18 protein-coding genes and 1 tRNA gene are annotated in these 16,919 nt (G+C 31.9%); 10 read left to right on the forward strand and 9 right to left on the reverse strand.

Features of this window, described 5'->3' with window-relative positions:
• Positions 1–26 precede the first annotated feature (26 nt).
• Genes gcvH through EU92_RS08240 form a run of 3 tightly spaced genes read right to left on the reverse strand, consistent with a single transcriptional unit; the run spans position 27 to position 2,428 of the window.
• On the reverse strand, positions 27–416 hold the full coding sequence (gene gcvH, locus EU92_RS08250) for a glycine cleavage system protein GcvH (protein ID WP_032513543.1): 390 nt from the start codon (positions 414–416) through the stop codon (positions 27–29).
• Positions 417–418: 2 nt separating this feature from the next.
• Positions 419–1,711, reverse strand: a complete 1,293-nt coding sequence (locus tag EU92_RS08245; protein ID WP_032513544.1) for a methionine gamma-lyase family protein — start codon at positions 1,709–1,711, stop codon at positions 419–421.
• Between the two features lie 3 nt (positions 1,712–1,714).
• Positions 1,715–2,428 (reverse strand): hypothetical protein, encoded by a 714-nt coding sequence (locus EU92_RS08240; RefSeq protein ID WP_032513545.1) that lies wholly within the window; start codon positions 2,426–2,428, stop codon positions 1,715–1,717.
• Positions 2,429–2,503: 75 nt separating this feature from the next.
• Between EU92_RS08240 and EU92_RS08235 the strand changes: the two genes are divergently transcribed.
• Genes EU92_RS08235 through EU92_RS08215 form a run of 5 tightly spaced genes read left to right on the forward strand, consistent with a single transcriptional unit; the run spans position 2,504 to position 7,963 of the window.
• Positions 2,504–3,442 carry an acyl-CoA desaturase gene (locus EU92_RS08235; protein ID WP_002805294.1) on the forward strand — a complete coding sequence of 313 codons (939 nt, stop codon included), beginning with the start codon at positions 2,504–2,506 and terminating at the stop codon, positions 3,440–3,442.
• A gap of 20 nt (positions 3,443–3,462) precedes the next feature.
• The gene (gene rplI / locus EU92_RS08230; RefSeq protein WP_032513546.1) at positions 3,463–3,918 is read left to right on the forward strand and encodes a 50S ribosomal protein L9; all 456 of its coding nucleotides are present in this window, start codon (positions 3,463–3,465) and stop codon (positions 3,916–3,918) included.
• A 58-nt stretch (positions 3,919–3,976) separates the two neighbouring features.
• A complete protein-coding gene (gene dnaB, locus EU92_RS08225) occupies positions 3,977–5,359 on the forward strand; it encodes a replicative DNA helicase (protein WP_032513547.1) in 1,383 nt (460 codons plus the stop codon).
• A 12-nt stretch (positions 5,360–5,371) separates the two neighbouring features.
• The gene (gene mnmG / locus EU92_RS08220; protein WP_032513548.1) at positions 5,372–7,339 is read left to right on the forward strand and encodes a tRNA uridine-5-carboxymethylaminomethyl(34) synthesis enzyme MnmG; all 1,968 of its coding nucleotides are present in this window, start codon (positions 5,372–5,374) and stop codon (positions 7,337–7,339) included.
• A 48-nt stretch (positions 7,340–7,387) separates the two neighbouring features.
• Positions 7,388–7,963, forward strand: a complete 576-nt coding sequence (locus tag EU92_RS08215; protein ID WP_193741737.1) for a chorismate lyase — start codon at positions 7,388–7,390, stop codon at positions 7,961–7,963.
• Here EU92_RS08215 and EU92_RS10165 read toward each other — a convergent pair.
• Together EU92_RS10165 and EU92_RS08205 are read right to left on the reverse strand one after the other, a co-directional pair.
• Positions 7,943–8,506 carry a hypothetical protein gene (locus tag EU92_RS10165; RefSeq protein WP_032513549.1) on the reverse strand — a complete coding sequence of 188 codons (564 nt, stop codon included), beginning with the start codon at positions 8,504–8,506 and terminating at the stop codon, positions 7,943–7,945. The two genes, EU92_RS08215 and EU92_RS10165, sit on opposite strands and share 21 nt — an antisense overlap.
• An 83-nt stretch (positions 8,507–8,589) precedes the next feature.
• Positions 8,590–9,117: a SprT family zinc-dependent metalloprotease gene (locus tag EU92_RS08205; RefSeq protein WP_032513550.1), complete on the reverse strand. Its 528-nt coding sequence runs from the start codon at positions 9,115–9,117 to the stop codon at positions 8,590–8,592.
• Positions 9,118–9,201: 84 nt separating this feature from the next.
• Between EU92_RS08205 and EU92_RS08200 the strand changes: the two genes are divergently transcribed.
• The 3 genes from EU92_RS08200 (at position 9,202) to EU92_RS10120 (ending at position 11,231) form a co-directional block, all read left to right on the forward strand.
• A complete protein-coding gene (locus tag EU92_RS08200) occupies positions 9,202–9,621 on the forward strand; it encodes a hypothetical protein (protein WP_011819289.1) in 420 nt (139 codons plus the stop codon).
• 24 nt (positions 9,622–9,645) lie between these two features.
• A complete protein-coding gene (locus tag EU92_RS08195; protein WP_032523498.1) occupies positions 9,646–10,959 on the forward strand; it encodes an RNA ligase family protein in 1,314 nt (437 codons plus the stop codon).
• 119 nt (positions 10,960–11,078) lie between these two features.
• Positions 11,079–11,231: a hypothetical protein gene (locus tag EU92_RS10120; RefSeq protein ID WP_206537403.1), complete on the forward strand. Its 153-nt coding sequence runs from the start codon at positions 11,079–11,081 to the stop codon at positions 11,229–11,231.
• Here EU92_RS10120 and EU92_RS08190 read toward each other — a convergent pair.
• The 4 genes from EU92_RS08190 to EU92_RS08175 form a co-directional block, all read right to left on the reverse strand.
• Complete coding sequence (locus EU92_RS08190; RefSeq protein ID WP_032513196.1) at positions 11,221–11,832, reverse strand: TVP38/TMEM64 family protein; 612 nt, start codon at positions 11,830–11,832, stop codon at positions 11,221–11,223. The two genes, EU92_RS10120 and EU92_RS08190, sit on opposite strands and share 11 nt — an antisense overlap.
• A gap of 2 nt (positions 11,833–11,834) precedes the next feature.
• Positions 11,835–14,591 carry a valine--tRNA ligase gene (locus EU92_RS08185; RefSeq protein WP_032523499.1) on the reverse strand — a complete coding sequence of 919 codons (2,757 nt, stop codon included), beginning with the start codon at positions 14,589–14,591 and terminating at the stop codon, positions 11,835–11,837.
• 97 nt (positions 14,592–14,688) lie between these two features.
• Entirely contained in the window at positions 14,689–15,075 is a 387-nt protein-coding gene (locus EU92_RS09425; RefSeq protein WP_072013173.1) for an AIR synthase, read from the reverse strand.
• Positions 15,046–15,117, reverse strand: a tRNA-Val gene (locus EU92_RS08175). Before EU92_RS08175 ends, EU92_RS09425 begins: the two co-directional genes overlap by 30 nt.
• A 98-nt stretch (positions 15,118–15,215) precedes the next feature.
• Here EU92_RS08175 and mazG point away from each other — a divergent pair.
• Together mazG and speE are read left to right on the forward strand one after the other, a co-directional pair.
• Positions 15,216–16,070, forward strand: coding sequence for a nucleoside triphosphate pyrophosphohydrolase (mazG, locus tag EU92_RS08170; RefSeq protein ID WP_032523502.1), 855 nt, complete (start codon positions 15,216–15,218; stop codon positions 16,068–16,070).
• A complete protein-coding gene (gene speE, locus EU92_RS08165) occupies positions 16,067–16,918 on the forward strand; it encodes a polyamine aminopropyltransferase (protein WP_032513199.1) in 852 nt (283 codons plus the stop codon). The genes mazG and speE overlap by 4 nt, the downstream gene beginning before the upstream one ends.
• The last annotated feature ends 1 nt before the right edge of the window (position 16,919 follow it).

A 16,919-nucleotide genomic window follows, 5' to 3' on the forward strand; every position in this document is an offset into this window, starting at 1 on the left:
AAATAGCTCTTTTTAAAAAGTTTGCCTTATTTTGGTACAACCTTTGATTGATATTCCTCAGAAGTCATCAAATCAGCAATTGATACTTGTGATTCTGGTTTCAAAATGACTAACCAACCTTCTCCAGTAGGATCATTCTGTAAAAGCTCAGGATTATCAACAACACTTTCATTCACAGAAACTATTTTCCCTGAGAAAGGCAGATAGACTTCCTCAACGGCCTTAACAGATTCTATTGTTCCAAAAGTCTCACCTTTCTCTAAAGTAGCTCCTTGATCAGCCAACTCAACAAAAACAATATCTCCTAATTGATCTATAGCAAATTCACTAACTCCAATTTTTAACAATCCGTTTTCTTCTAAGACATATTCATGGGTATCAGCATAGTTGAGGTTGTCTGGAAACTGGTAAGACATGATTAAATTGATAAAGAAAGTAGAGAATCCTTTGAAATTAATTTTTCTTCTAATAATTCAGATAATAATTGAATTAATGCAATTTTGATATGAGCTATGTGAGAACCACCTTGAACAAAAATATTGTAAGGATCTCTAAGAGGAGCATCAGCGGAAAATTCACTTGTACTACCTTCAATAAATGTACCTCCTGCCATTAATAATTTTGAATCATATCCATACATTGGTGATGGAACAACATTTAAAAAAGAATCTATTGGTGAAGAATTTTGAAAAGATTGACAAACTTTTTGTACCAAATCAGGATTATTCAATCTCACTGCCTGAATAAGATCAGATCTATAAGTTGCTGGCTCTGGCAAAACCTTAAATCCCAAATTTTTAAAAACTGCGGCAACCATATCAGCACCTTTTAGTGATTCGTGTACAATTTGTGGTGCTAAAAACAAACCCTGCAAAATTAATCTTCCTAGTCCAAAATTTATTCCTGCTGATGAACCAATACCTGGTGAAGTTAATCTAGAACATGCCATCTCAACCAACTCAGCATCTCCTGCAATGTACCCACCAGTAGGAACAATTGTTCCTCCCAAATTTTTAATCAATGATCCAGCAATTATATTTGCACCTTTAGAAATTGGTTCACTGTCTTCAACAAGCTCCCCATAACAGTTATCAACAAAGCATATGCAGTTAGGATCAAGGGAATGAATCAGACTACAAATTTTCTCTATCTGATGATTCGCAAGAGATTTCCTCCAACTATATCCACAACTTTTTTGTATGAATACTAATTTGCATGAATTTTCATTAAAAGAATGAAGAATTTTTTCTTCAAAAGAATCGAAATTCTCGCAGACATTTATTTGCTTATATTCAATCCCAAAATCTTTAAGTGAGCCTTTACCTCCTCGCCTTATTCCTATCACTTCTTCTAATGTGTCATATGGTTGACCTGTAAGAGATAACATCACATCTCCAGGTCTAAGAATTCCAAATAAGACAGAACATATTGCATGCGTTCCACTTACAAATTGCATTCTCACAGCTGCCTTCTCAGCGAGAAACAATCTTGCAAATACCGCATCAATTTTTTCTCTAGATATATCATTATGACCACTACCAGAAGATTGATTGAAATGACTAGTAGAAACTTTTTCTTCATTAAAAATTGTCAAAATATTATCCAATTTCTCGTAAACATGTATAGACCTCTCTTGAAAAACTTTTATTAAACCCTCTTCTATAGAGAGCACAGCATTTTCAGCCAGTTTAAAGTTATTGTTTTTTATCATTATTTATGAAAAGTCATCTTTTTTCTTAGAAGCTAAATTTCTTAATTCTGCGAGGAAAGCATTAGGGCCTCTACCTTGAAAATAAGAGAGTTTTTTTGAAGCCTCATATAAATCAAGTAGTTCTCCATCTAATTCTTCTGCGGTATAGTCTCTAATTCCTGCTATTACCTCAGCAAAGCGTTCTCTACGAGTAGATTTATTGACATCATAGGCTTCCATTACTTTAATTTTACATGATCTCCAAGCCATATTCTGGCAAAAATGCGCTGATAAGGCATCACTTAAAGCAGAAGCTTCTTCATCTTCTATATACCAGTCAAAAGATGAAGGCAGAGATTTTAATCCTGAAAAAATCTCAAATAACTCTCCTGCCGACAATGGATTACCTGAATCATTTTTCAAGGGTAATGCAGACTCTTGCAAAGATTTCCATAAATCTGGGTAATTATCTTCTAAACGATCCCTGATTATTTCTATACCTTGATCAAGAATCGTATTAACTTGAGCTAAAGCAAGAAAAACTTCAGGGCCTGGCGAAGATAACTTTCCATTCCTAAGATTAGAAATTTGCGAATTATGAACTTTACCTAAGTCAAGAATTTCAGAAAGCATTGGCAGCACTTTATGTGACCAACCATTCCTCTCATGCCAGAGATGTATCAAATGAGCCATAGCCCTTCGACCATTTGATAATTTATCGCGATATCCGAAACTCACAGATAATAAAACTTATCAATAGTATAGTATGATAATATTACATATCGGTAATTTTGAAAATAGTATTTCAATATCATGAATTCAGTTATCTTCCAAGAAACAGCTAAATTAAAAAGACCTGTACCCGCAGAAAAAGTTGCAGAGCTTCATTATAAATTCCTAGCTCCATCTAGTCACTCTAAGAAATACCCTCCTAGATTACACAAAACATGGGGAACCATCGTTTTTATGATTGCTATACATGTATTATCTTTAGTGGCATTACAACCCCAGTTTTGGAGCTTGCCAGCAGTTACAGCTTTATTTTTCTTTTACTGGTTAACTGCCTGTCTAGGAGTCACACTAGGTTACCATCGTTTACTTTCCCATAGATCTTTTGTCGTTCCAAGATGGTTGGAAAGATTCTTTGCTACTTGTGGTGCTATCAGTTGCCAGCATGGTCCAATAGATTGGGTTGGTTTACACAGGCATCATCATTCATTCTCAGATACAGAGGTGGATCATCACAACAGTAAGAGAGGATTTTGGTGGAGCCATATGGGATGGATGTTTAAAGATGTAGAAGCTCTTAAAGCAGTACCCAAATTAAGTGCAGATTTAATTAAAGATCCATACTACAGATTCCTAAATAAATATTTCTTATTTTTACAAATCCCTATTGGACTCACATTATATGCAATAGGTCAAAAATTAGGAGTTGGGGGATGGGCTATGGTCTTATGGGGAATACCTTTAAGGCTTGTAGTCGTTTACCACATTACTTGGTTAGTAAACTCAGCTACTCATTGCTGGGGAGAAGCTCCTTTCGAAAGCGGTGATGAATCAAAAAACAATGCTTGGGTTGCAGCTTTAACATTTGGTGAAGGATGGCATAATAATCATCACGCATTTCCTAATTCAGCAAGGCAAGGATTATTTAAAGGACAAATTGACTTAACTTGGGAGCATATTAAGATTCTTGCTAAATTAAGACTTGCAAAAAAAGTAAAATTACCCTCTAGGTCTTATTATTAAATATATCGTTAAATATTTTCATGGCTAAAAGAGTACAAGTCGCATTAGTTGAATCAATCGTCTCGCTCGGTAAAGAAGGCGACCTAGTTGAAGTCGCACCAGGATATGCAAGAAATTTTCTCTTACCTTATGGCAAGGCAATGACTGTAACACCTGCTGTTCTTAAACAAATTGAAAGAAAAAAAGAAAAAGAAAAAATTGCTGCCGACAAATTAAAACAAGAAGCTTTAGATTTCCAAACAGCCTTAACAACAATAGGAAGATTTACTATTAAAAAACAGGTTGGAGAAGATGGAGTACTATTTGGAACTGTAACAAATGGGGATGTTGCTGAAGCAATACAAGCAGCAACAAAAAAAGAGATCGACAGAAGAAATATCACAGTTCCTGATATCCATAATTTGGGTTCCTTTACGGTAAAAATAAAATTACATCAAGAAGTTAATGCAGAAGTAAATATTGAAGTAACAAGTTAATCAATTTGTTGCATTATTTTGAAAAGTAGCCAGAGTATATATCTAAGCAATTAAAGATATGGTTTCAGTACCTTTTCCAAATAATGGGCAAAATAAAAACTTTAAAAAAGATTTCAATAGCGAAAATGCTGGGTTAGTACCTCCTCAAAATATTCAAGCGGAGGAAGCTGTTCTGGGAGGCATTCTCCTTGACCCAGATGCTTTCGGCAGAATTGCAGATTTAATTAAGCCTGAAGCTTTTTATATAAATGCTCATCAAGAGATTTATAAAACAGCATTAATGTTGCATTCACAAGGCAAACCCACTGATTTAACGTCTATGAGTGCGTGGTTAGCAGACAATAAATCACTAGAAAAAATTGGAGGTAATAACAAATTAGTAGAACTAGTGGAAAATGTATCCTCTACAGCGTCTATAGAACAAGTTGCTAATTTAATTAACGATAAATTCATGAGAAGGCAACTCATAAGATCTGGGAATGAGGTGGTTCAATTAGGTTTTGATCAGACTCAAGATACTAATGAAGTGTTAGATAAAGCTGAGCAGAAAATATTCGAAATCAGTCAAGAAAAACCTTCAAAAGGTCTGACTCAAGCAGCTGAAATCCTTACAAGTACTTTCAATGAAATAGAGTCGAGATCATTAGGAACTTCTGTAGCTGGAATTCCTGTAAATTTTTACGACCTTGATGCGATGACTCAAGGTTTTCAAAGAAGTGATTTAATAATTGTTGCTGGAAGACCTTCAATGGGGAAAACTTCAATAGTTCTTAACCTGGCTAAGAATGTTGCACAATCTCAAGATTTACCTGTGTGCGTATTTAGCCTTGAAATGAGTAAAGAACAGTTGACATATAGATTACTCTCTATGGAAGTTGGAATCGAGAGTGGCAGGCTAAGAACAGGAAGATTACAGCAAGATGAATGGCCTTTACTTGGAGAAGGTATCAATTCACTAGGTCAATTACCAATATTTATAGATGACAAACCTAACTTAAGTGTTTTAGAGATGAGATCTCTTTGCAGAAGATTAATAGCTGAACAAAAAAAAGAATTAGGATTAATTGTGATTGATTACCTCCAGTTAATGGAAGGATCAACCCCTGATAATAGAGTGCAAGAACTTTCACGAATAACAAGAGGTCTTAAAAGCATGGCTAGAGAATTAAAAGTACCAGTAGTAGCTTTATCTCAGCTTAGTAGAGGAGTAGAGTCTAGAACCAATAAAAGACCAATGTTAAGCGATCTAAGAGAATCAGGATCTATTGAACAAGACGCAGATTTAGTATTAATGATTTATAGAGATGAATACTATAATCCAGAGACTGAAGATAGAGGAATTACAGAGATCATTGTCACTAAACATAGAAATGGGCCCGTAGGAACTGTTAAATTATTATTTGAACCTCAATTTACGAGATTTAAGAATTTAGCTAATTAAATCGATCCTAAAATGCAAGATCATCAAGCAACAAATGAATCTTTTGACATCATAGTTATTGGAGGAGGACATGCAGGATGCGAGGCAGCTATTACAACGGCAAAATTAGGATTTTCTACAGCCTTATTTACAATCAATTTAGATAGGATTGCCTGGCAACCGTGTAATCCAGCAGTTGGCGGGCCAGCAAAAAGTCAGTTGGTTCATGAAGTTGATGCATTAGGTGGAATTATTGGTAAGTTAGCTGATGAGACAGCTATACAAAAAAGGATATTAAATGCAAGTAGAGGCCCAGCGGTATGGGCGTTAAGAGCTCAAACAGATAAAAGAGAATACTCAAAAAGAATGATTGAAATACTACAAAATACAGATAATTTATCTTTGAAAGAAGCAATGATTACTGAACTAGATATTGCAAAAACTGAAGAAATTGGATTGAAGTCAAAAAAAATCGTAAAAAAAAGAATAAAGGGTGTGAAAACATTCTTTGGTAGTTATCATTCAGCGAAATCAGTTATCATCACAGCTGGTACTTTTTTAGAAGGCAAAATATGGATAGGAAATAAATCAATGTCAGCTGGTAGATCGGGCGAACAAGCAGCACAAGGTCTTACGCAAAACTTACACGAAATTGGTATCAAAACAGAACGTTTAAAAACAGGAACTCCAGCAAGAGTTGACAAAAAAAGTATCATTTTTGATGAATTAGATATTCAACCCAGTACTGCAGCTGATAAATATTTTTCATTTGATCCAGATATCAAAAATAATATGCCCCAAGTTAGTTGTCATATCACAAGAACAACTTCTAAAACACATCAACTCATTCGAGACAATTTAGATTTAACTCCCATTTACGGCGGTTTTATTGATAGTAAAGGGCCAAGATATTGTCCATCTATAGAAGATAAAATAGTTAAATTTGCTGATAAAGAATCACATCAAATTTTCTTAGAACCAGAAGGAATTAATACCCCTGAAATATATGTGCAAGGATTTTCTACAGGTTTACCAGAAAATATACAATTGGAACTTTTAAGAACCTTACCTGGATTAAGTGAATGTAAAATGTTGAGGCCAGCATATGCTGTCGAGTATGACTATATTCCTGCAACACAGCTCCAAACATCACTCGAAACGAAAGAAATTGAATATTTATTTAGCGCTGGACAAATTAATGGGACAACTGGTTATGAAGAAGCAGCAGCACAAGGATTAGTTGCAGGAGTTAATGCAACAAGAAAACTAAACAAAAAAGATCCAATAATCTTTACTAGAGAAAGCAGCTATATAGGAACAATGATCAATGATTTAATTACTAAAGATCTTAAAGAACCATATAGAGTTCTCACTAGTAGGAGTGAATATAGGTTAACTCTTAGAGGAGATAATGCAGATAGGAGATTAACCCCATTAGGTTATCAAATAGGACTAATTGATGAGAAAAGATGGGCGTCCTATCAAGAAAAAATGAAACTCCTCGAGGAAGAGAAATTCAGATTAAATAAAACCCGTTTGAAAAATACCGATGAAATATCAAAAAAAATAGAATTAGAAAAGGGATCCAAAATCAAAGGCTCGACAAGTTTGAAAGAACTCTTAAAAAGGCCAAACTTTCATTATTCAGATCTAATTAAATATAATTTGATTAAAAAAAATCTAGATTCTTCAATACAGGAAGGTGTTGAAATAGATATTAAATACGAGGGTTACCTTAAAAGACAAAAAAACAACATTGAACAAATAAATCGTCAAAGCTGTAAATCTCTTCCTCAAGAAATAAATTATGAAAAGATAGATACATTATCTTTAGAAGCGAGAGAAAATTTGAATAAGATAAAGCCAAAAAATTTTGGTGATGCTTCAAAAATTCCTGGAGTAAGCAAAGCTGATTTAACTGCATTACTTGTTTGGCTAAAAATAAGAGAAATAAAGAAAGAAAAGGCAAATATTTTTGTCGAAAAAAAGTTATCATCTTAAAAGCAATACGTCAGAGCACTGAATAATAAACTTTTTAACTCACCAAAAATTTTATGGGAAGAAAAAGCCTCTACTTTTTTAGTGAAAAATTCATTACCAAAAATATCTGGTCCATGGAAATTAATGCTGCTTGGGGATGGAAGTCCAACTAGACATCTACAGCTTTTAACTAATAAAGAGACGAAAATTAAATTAATTTCAATGCAAGTAGATCCCCTATTCATTGAAGAAGGTCCTACAGAATTAAATCAGCTAAATGGCCCCTTAATTAGAAGACAAGTATGGATTAAAAACAATAATAAAAACCTAGCATGGGCTGAAAGTTGGTGGAATGCAGAACAAGTGAATGAAAATTTAAAAGCCAAAGAGGAACCAATATGGAAGAACTTGACACAAGACAGATCAGAGTTGTTTAGAGAAGTTGATCGAATTGCACTTGTTAATTCAAATTGGCTGGAAGATCAATTTTGTTTTAAAGGGCCATTCTGGTCAAGAAATTATAGATTTTTTCGAGACAAAAAGCCCTTAACAATTATTCGAGAAGTCTTCAATCCCCATTTAGAAAGTTTATTAGGTTATTCAGGAATTAAAGAATTTACAAATCTATACTCTTCTTCTTCTTGATCTGGGAAGATTTCTTGATTTTGATTGACCTTGTTGGTTTGATTGATCTCTTGATGTATTAATATCTTTTGCTGAAGCTCTTTGCCATCTTTCAACTTTGAAATCCATTTCATCTGGCCAATCATCATCTTTACTCTCTTTCACATAAGGTAATTTTTTTTGCTCAGTTGTCTTTAAATTTTTTGGATGCCTTAAAGATATTGCTTCTAAAGGTCTTTTTGAGTACGGTTTAGCAAATTCATAAGAATTTGATTCTCTAGTAAATGTCTTAATATCGCTGTTTTCATCGCAAAAATTATCATCATACCAATCATCATTATCCTCATCGAAGAATAAATCCACTTTTTCAGATACCCATCTTCCTACTTTTTTAACACTCTTACTTGTTATACCTTGAAAATCTGAGTTTCTTCTTTTACCTGGCCTAGCCCCAGATACTCCATCAACGAATTGTCTTCCAGTTTCAAAAATTTTATCAACTTGTTTATCAACAATATTTCTATCAAAATTATTTTTAAGATTTCTAATTCTCCTTGAATCCATAAATGATTATGCTTTTTAAAATATAAATTACATTAAAAAAATAAATAATTCCAAATATAGAAACAAAAACACATCTTATATTTTTAATCAAACAAAATTAAACAGTTTTTATTCCATGATCCATTAAAAAAATTTACACAACATTTTTTACAGGCAATATTCTTTATTTTTTTCCTATAGAAAAATTTCTCACCACAATTTTGACAAGTTCCTATATATTTTAATTCTCTCCTTTCAATAGGAAATGAGTGCCTTACTGAAATTTGAAAATTCTTCTCTTTCTCATTAATTTCATTCATCTTTTCTAAGAAATTTGGACCATGTATCTCATTTTTTTTTAATATCATATCTACCCATGCATGAATCATTTCATGACATAACGTACTATTTATTTCGATAGTAGATAATTTACTCAAAATAGGTTTCGATAAGATAATTTCAGAATCTACAAGACCATTAATTCGTTTTCTTTTATAAAAACCAGCAGTAGTTTTTAATCTATTGTCACTCCATCTAACTTTTACTAAAGGTTGATTATTAACAGCTAAAGAATTTTCAAAATATTGGCTATTAAATCTATGAAATAAAGGTAAAAGAGGAATTAAAGGCATTATGAACTAAAATTATATTATTTTGACAAAAAAAGCCATCAAAAACGATTTAATTTCTTAAAGTATAAAAAAAGATAAATGAACATGGATGCAACACTAGTTAAAGATATTGGAATAAAAGCATTATTAGTTGGTGGCGCAGTACTAGTTTCTTTTTGGACTTTTAATGCAGTCAAATTAGTTATAAGTGCCAGAGGAATTAATCCATTAGTAAGAAAGTTTTTTGATCAAATAGCTGCTGGCAGAATTGATGCAGCTTATGGTTTGACTACAAAAACTTATAAAACTCATGTTAAGCGACAAGACTTTCTTAAATTTTTAGCTAGTTTAAACCTCAATAAATACAGGAATTTAAAATCAGGAAGACCTAGAGTCCAAGAAGATCAAATCATAATAACTTTGAATTTAAAATCAGAAGACAAACAAGATGAGCTCCCATTAGACTTTACTTTCGCAAAAACTGACAATGACTGGAAAATAGACAGAATAGCTAAAGTGAATTAATAATTTCTTGGGAGGCAAAAAGAATTGTTTAAAGAAGAAATAATACATCAACTAGAATTACACCCAAGCAGATTAGATAAAGAAAAAATCATTTCAGAAGCAATGAAAGAAGGTCTAGATGATTTTTTTGAAGGAATTCGTATGGCACTTGATCCATTAGTAACTTTTGGTGTAAAAATGGTTCCTGAGAAAGATAATAAAAAAAGTCAAAAATTTTTATGGAAAGATTTTAAAGAATTAGCCAATAAGCTTATTCAAAGAGAACTTACTGGTCACGCTGCTCGCGATGCAATTCTTGCAGCTATGGAATCTGCAAAAAAAGAAGAGTGGAATGGATTTTATAGACGAGTTTTAATTAAAGATCTTAGATGTGGTGTATCTGAAAAAACAATCAACAAGATAGCAAAGAAATTTCCCAAATATGCGATTCCTATTTTTTCTTGTCCTTTAGCTCATGACAGTGCAAATCATGAAAAAAAAATGATAGGGAAAAAGCAAATTGAAATCAAATTAGATGGTGTGCGCGTCTTAACTATTATTAGACAAAATAAAGTAGAAATGTTTTCTCGCAATGGGAAGCAATTCCATAATTTTGGCCATATTATCTCAGAAATAGAAAACGTCTTAAAAGAAAATCCTGCACCTTATGACTTAGTCCTAGATGGTGAAGTAATGAGCGCTAACTTTCAGGATTTAATGAAACAGGTACACAGAAAAGATGGCAAACAAAACAAAGATGCAGTTCTCCACCTGTTTGACTTATGTCCCCTTGAAAACTTCCAAAAAGGGAAATGGAACACTAGTCAATCAAAAAGAAGTTTATTAGTAAAAGAATGGGTAGCAAAACATTCTATGCTTCTAAAACACATTCAAACACTTGAATGGGAAAATGTAGATCTTGATACCATCGAGGGACAGAAAAGATTTGTAGAGCTGAATAAATCAGCCGTGGAAGGTGGATATGAAGGAGTAATGATTAAAGATCCTGATGCTATGTACGAATGTAAAAGAACACATAGTTGGTTAAAAGCAAAACCTTTCATTGAAGTCACTCTAAAAGTTATATCGGTTGAGGAAGGCACAGGTCGCAATAAAGGTAGACTTGGGGCAATCCTGGTAGAAGGGGAAGACGATGGTTTTGAATACAGTCTTAGTTGCGGGAGCGGATTTAGTGATATCCAACGTGAAGAATATTGGTCAAAGCGCAATCACCTCGTTGGCCAACTTGTAGAAATCAGAGCTGATGCTAAAACTAAATCCAAAGATGCAGTAGCTTTTAGTCTTAGGTTTCCTAGGTTCAAATGCTTTAGAGGATTTAAAGCTGATGAAAAAATTTAAATTTTTTTAAAAAGTGTATAAAACAAATTAGTCAATGGAAAATTTGGTTGTAAATTAAAAAAACTTAAAATCTTGGCTATAAAATATATAAATAATTATCAAGACTTTTTGCAAAACTAATGAATAAAAAAGCTGTGTTCAACTACATCAAAACACCCTGTGGACAGGCAAAATATATCAAATTAGAATCCAACAAAACTTTATTAGGTAAATTTAGGCTTATTTGGTTTGTCTTAATTGCATCTATTAGAGATTGGAATATTAAAGTTTAAATTCTTCAGTTTTATCAAAATATTCTCTTGAGTATTTAGCTAAGAAATAAACAACTAAAAAAGTTGAAACAACTCCTATGAAAGTCATAAATAAATTATTTGGTGATTGCACATTTTTTAATTCCTGAAGATTTTTTGCCAAACTACCTATTGAGCAATAAAGAAAAGTTCCTGGAATTATTCCGAGAAGACCAAGAACGAAATCTCTGAATTTAACATTATTCAAACCATAAAAATAATTAAGAATACTGAAAGGAAATATCGGTGATAATCTCGCTAAAAAAATCAATTTAAGTCCGCCTTTTTCTACTACTTTCTCCATAACACTTAATTTTGGATAACGGCTAAAAAGGTTTTTTAACTTTTTAGCAAAAAAACTTTTTGATACAAAAAATGCAACTGATGCTCCTATGGAAGCCGAAATGAAAACGATAATTGATCCTAAATATGAGCCATATAAAAAACCTGATAATAGAGATAACCAAGAAGCTGGAAGTATTAATAAAACAATTAAAATATAAATGCAAACAAACGAAAAAACGCCAATTCCAGTATTAAAAAAAAAAGATAAATTATAAATATTTTCTAGGAATATATTCATTTTCAATTCAAAAGTTCGAGTTTTTTGGTAATTCTCTCCATTTTTACCGAACCCTCATTAAATTTAAATCTACATTCATCAACAATATCTTTTGGAGCTTTATCAACGAAATTTTTATTAGATAATCTCTTATTCAAATTATCTAATTCAATAGTCACCTTTTTAAAATCCTTGATTAACCTTTCCTTTAATGCATCTATATTTACAAAATCCTGAAAAGGTAAGTAAACTTCTAAATCACTAATTATCCCAGAAAAAGATTTAGCAAACTCTGTTTTATCAACAGCATTAGTTTTAAAAATAAATACTTCAGAAGATTTAGTTAAGGTTTGAATATCGTCAACTAAAGTTTTTAAAAAATCAATCAATTCATCATTGTCTGAAATCAAGTAAACAGGAACTTTTTCTGATGGCTTGAGACCTAATTCAGCTCTCAAATTTCTAATCAACCTAATAATTTCAAAGAGTTGCTGAAAGGAATTATCAAGCTTATTATCAACAAATTTATTTTCGTGAATTGGCCATTGTTGAAGAGATAATAATGCATTATCTGGTTTTATTTGCAATACATGCCAAAGTTCCTCAGTAATGTGCGGCATAAAAGGATGAATCATTACCAAAATATCATTGAGCACTTTTATTAAAACTTTTTCAGATATTTGTCTATTTTTAGTCTCTTTATTATTAAACCTTTGTTTAGCAAATTCTACATACCAGTCACAAAAATCATTCCATGCAAATTCATATAGAAGTTTCGCAGATTCTCCCAATTTATATTCTTTCAACAAAGCAGCGACTTTTATATTTACCTGATTCAATTTCGATAAAATCCACTTATCACATAACTCTAAAGAATTTTCATCACTCTCTTTAAGCGAATAATTATTGTTAGAAGTTTTATTAATTAACACAAATTTAGTTGCATTCCATAATTTATTCGCAAAATTTCTTGAAGCTTCAACAGTTGAAGATGTATCTTTTTTTCTATCAAAATCAAGCCGGATATCTTGTCCAGCGCCTGCAACTTCTCGAATTAAAGCAAATCGTAGAGCATCAGAACCATATTTATCAATTAATAATATTGGATCAATACCATTACCTGAACTTTTACTCATTTTTTTATTGTTTTCATCTCGAACTAGACCATGGATATAAACTTCCTTAAAAGGAATATTATTCGTAAAAGTATTCCCCATCATTGTCATTCTGGCCACCCAGAAGAAAATAATATCGAAACCAGTAACAAGAACATTATTTGGATACCATTTTTTAAAATCCGGATCATTTGTATTTGGCCAACCAAGGGTTGAGAAAGGCCATAAACCACTTGAAAACCATGTATCCAAAACATCTTTATCACGAACCAATTTAATATTTAATCCATATTTTTTATTAGCTTCTATTAAGGCATCTTCTTCATTTCTAGCAACGATATATGGAGTATTTTGTTCTATTGAGTCTTGAGAGTTATCTAAAACGTACCATGCTGGTATTTGGTGCCCCCACCACAATTGGCGACTGATACACCAATCATTAATATTCTCTAACCAATCCTTATAAACTTTCTCCCAGCGTGAAGGAATAAACGATGGTTTTTTAGAATCAATTTCATTAAGACATCCTTGTGATATATCATCCATTTTCAAAAACCATTGTGTTGACAATAAAGGTTCAATTGGCACCTTACCTCTATCAGAAAAAGGAACAGTATGTTTATAATCCTCTATCTTTGTCAAAAGGCCTAAGTTATCCAATTCTTTGATAATTTTCTTTCTAGCCTCATATCTATCTAAATTTTGAAAAACACCTGCATTAATATTCAAAGTTCCATCTTTGTTCATTACATTAATCTGTTTTAAATTATGCCTTTTTCCTATTGCAAAATCATTTGGATCATGGGCTGGAGTAACCTTTACACAACCAGTACCAAAATCTTTATCAACATTTGAATCAGCGATAATAGGTATTTCTCTATCAACGAAAGGGACTTTTACTTTGACACCAATAAATTCTTTATATCTATCATCATTAGGATTAACTGCCACAGCAGTATCACCCAAAAGAGTTTCTGGTCTTGTTGTTGCAACTTCTAAGTACTTATCTAACTGTTCACCACTTTCAGAAATTAAAGGGTATTTAAAATGCCATAAATGGCCATTTACTTCTTGCATTTCAACTTCAAGATCACTTACGGCAGATTGAGATTCAGGGCACCAATTAACCAAATATTCGCCTCTATAAATTAAATTCTTTTTATAGAGAATATTAAAAGCTTCAATAACTGCTTCATTTAATTTTTGATCAAGAGTAAATCTTTCTCTAGTCCAGTCAACTGAATATCCTATCCTTTTTAATTGAGAAACTATTCTTCCACCACTTTGTTCTTTCCAGTTCCATGCTCTTTTAAGAAATTCATCTCTTCCAATATCCTCGCTTGTTTTGCCTTCACTTTTTAATTTTTTTTCGAGAATAGTTTGAACAGCTATTGAAGCATGATCAGTTCCTGGTAAACACAAAACATTCTTACCTAAAAGTCTTTGAAAACGTACTACAACATCTATCAAAGCCGTATTAAATGCATGCCCCATATGCAAAGATCCAGTTACATTTGGTGGCGGAATAATAACACAAAAAGGCTCCCCATCATCCTCAGGGTTAGGACTAAACGCCTTTAAACTTTCCCATTTTTCTTGCCACTTTTTCTCTACTTCAAAAGGTGAATAATTCTGTAAAGATAATTGATCATTCATCTCCGTCATGTTCAAATTTTATTTCAATAAACTTTTTGTTTATTTTATCTTGATAGCAGCCAATTAATGAAAATAATATTAGTTTGCAAAAAAAGACAAATCCATTCTACAAAAGTTTGAAGCCAGAACCACAGGAACAACGTTTTGCATTTTTTGGTGTTGAAATAAGAAATCCACCTCCGCTCAAATCACCGTAATAATCTAATTTTAAATCTTTCAGTAAATTAAACTTTTTTACATCCGCGTATAAAGTTACTCCTTCAGTTCTTGAAATAGGGGATCCATTACATGTACCTGGCCTTAATTTAATATGCATCCATCCTTCTGAACAATTTTTATCCTCTACCAAATCAATCGACATTTCTCCTGGAGAACCTCCAAAAGAAGCTTGCCTAGATAGTTCTGAAGCAGCGCTTTGACTGATTGAAAGATTGACGATCTCAGTCATTAGAAAAATAATAAATGGGCGATCCAGGGTTCGAACCAGGGACATCCTGCTTGTAAGGCAGGCGCTCTACCGCTGAGCTAATCGCCCTCATAATAAATCATTCTAATAGATGAAGTTGAAAAATTTATACTAAGTATTTAAATATTTCATGATTGAGGCAAAATTTAATTAATAAAATATATCCTATGTCCTCAAAAAAAAGATATAAATTGGGAAAGAATTCCGATTTAGAGACTATAAATAGTTTTAAAATCTTAATATCTAATATCAAAGCATTAAAAGATAAAACTTGGGGCTGCCCATGGCAGAAAATACAGTCTCATATATCGTTGATCCCATTTTTGTATGAAGAAAGTAATGAATTTATAGATGCGATATATGAAAAAAATGCAGATAACATATGTGAAGAGTTAGGAGATCTTTTATTACAAGTAATGCTTCATGCTGAAATCGGTTACGAAGAAAAAGAATTTACACTAAATGATGTTATAAAAAATCTAAATAAGAAAATTATTAATAGACATCCATATATTTTTAACAAAAAAGAAAAAGTATCATTAAAAAAATCACAACAGATTTGGGGAAATATAAAAAATTTAGAAAAAGAAGAACCTCATATGGAATCTTCAATTAGTAAAAATTTAAATTTGAAAATTAAAAATTTACCTCCAACGATTGGTACAGATAAAATCACAAATGTTGTTAAAGAAAATGGTTTCAAGTGGGAAAGTACTGATGAGATTTTTAAAAAGTTAGAAGAAGAGATAAATGAATTAAAAGAGGCAATTAAATGCAAAAATGATTCAGATATAAAAAATGAATTTGGGGATATTTACTTTACCCTTCTGAATCTCTCAAACTTTTTAAAAATAAATCCTGAGTTAGCTCTTCAAAAAACTAATATAAAATTTTTAGACAGATTTTCAATCGTCGAAGAGCATGCAGGAGATAATATTAAAAAACAAACTCCCAAAGACTTTCAACGGCTTTGGCAAATAGCCAAGCAAAAACTGGCGGGAAAAATTCCTAAAAGCAAATGACAAATATTACAACATGGATAGATGAATATCATAAAGGCTCAAGATTCGGCCTAAATGGGAAAATTCTAATTAAAAAAACCTCAAAATATCAAGAAATTATTGTTATTGAAAATGAATATTATGGTAAAGCTTTAATGTTAGATGGTTGCTGGATGACATCATTAAAAGACGAGAAATATTATCATGAGTGTCTTGTTCATCCTGCATTAAGTAGCATTGACGAAAAATCTAATGTACTAATTATTGGCGGCGGTGACGGTGGTACTGTAAGAGAATGCGCTAAATATTCTCAAATATCAAAAATTGATCTAGTAGAAATTGATGAGGAAGTAATCAAAATATCTAAAAAATTTCTAAAAGAAATTGGAGGCGAAGCATGGAATGACAAAAGATTAGAAATACATCTTGATGATGGTGTTAAATGGGTAAAAAAAACAAGAGATAATTTTTACGACGTTATATTTATAGATTGTTCAGATCCCTCAGAATTTTCAAATTTATTATTTTCAGATTTTTTTTATGAAGAATGTAAAAGAATACTTACACCAAAGGGGATATTAGCAACACAAAGCGAATCACCTGAATCCTTCAAAAATATTCACATAAATATTTTGAAAAGTCTAAAAAATTTATTTAAAGTTTCTGAAACTATGTATTCCTTTGTGCCTATATATCCAAGCGGGATTTGGAGTTGGACATTCGCTTCTTCAGAAGATCTAAATTTATCAAAGCAAAATTATGATGAAGCCCTAAAAATAGAAAAAGGATGTGAAATTTGGAATTTAAATTTTCAAAATGCAGCATTCAAAATGATGCCAAATAAAATTGTAAAAGAACTAGATTCATAAG

The organism is Prochlorococcus marinus str. MIT 9107, assembly GCF_000759855.1.
Classification (GTDB): domain Bacteria; phylum Cyanobacteriota; class Cyanobacteriia; order PCC-6307; family Cyanobiaceae; genus Prochlorococcus_A; species Prochlorococcus_A marinus_N.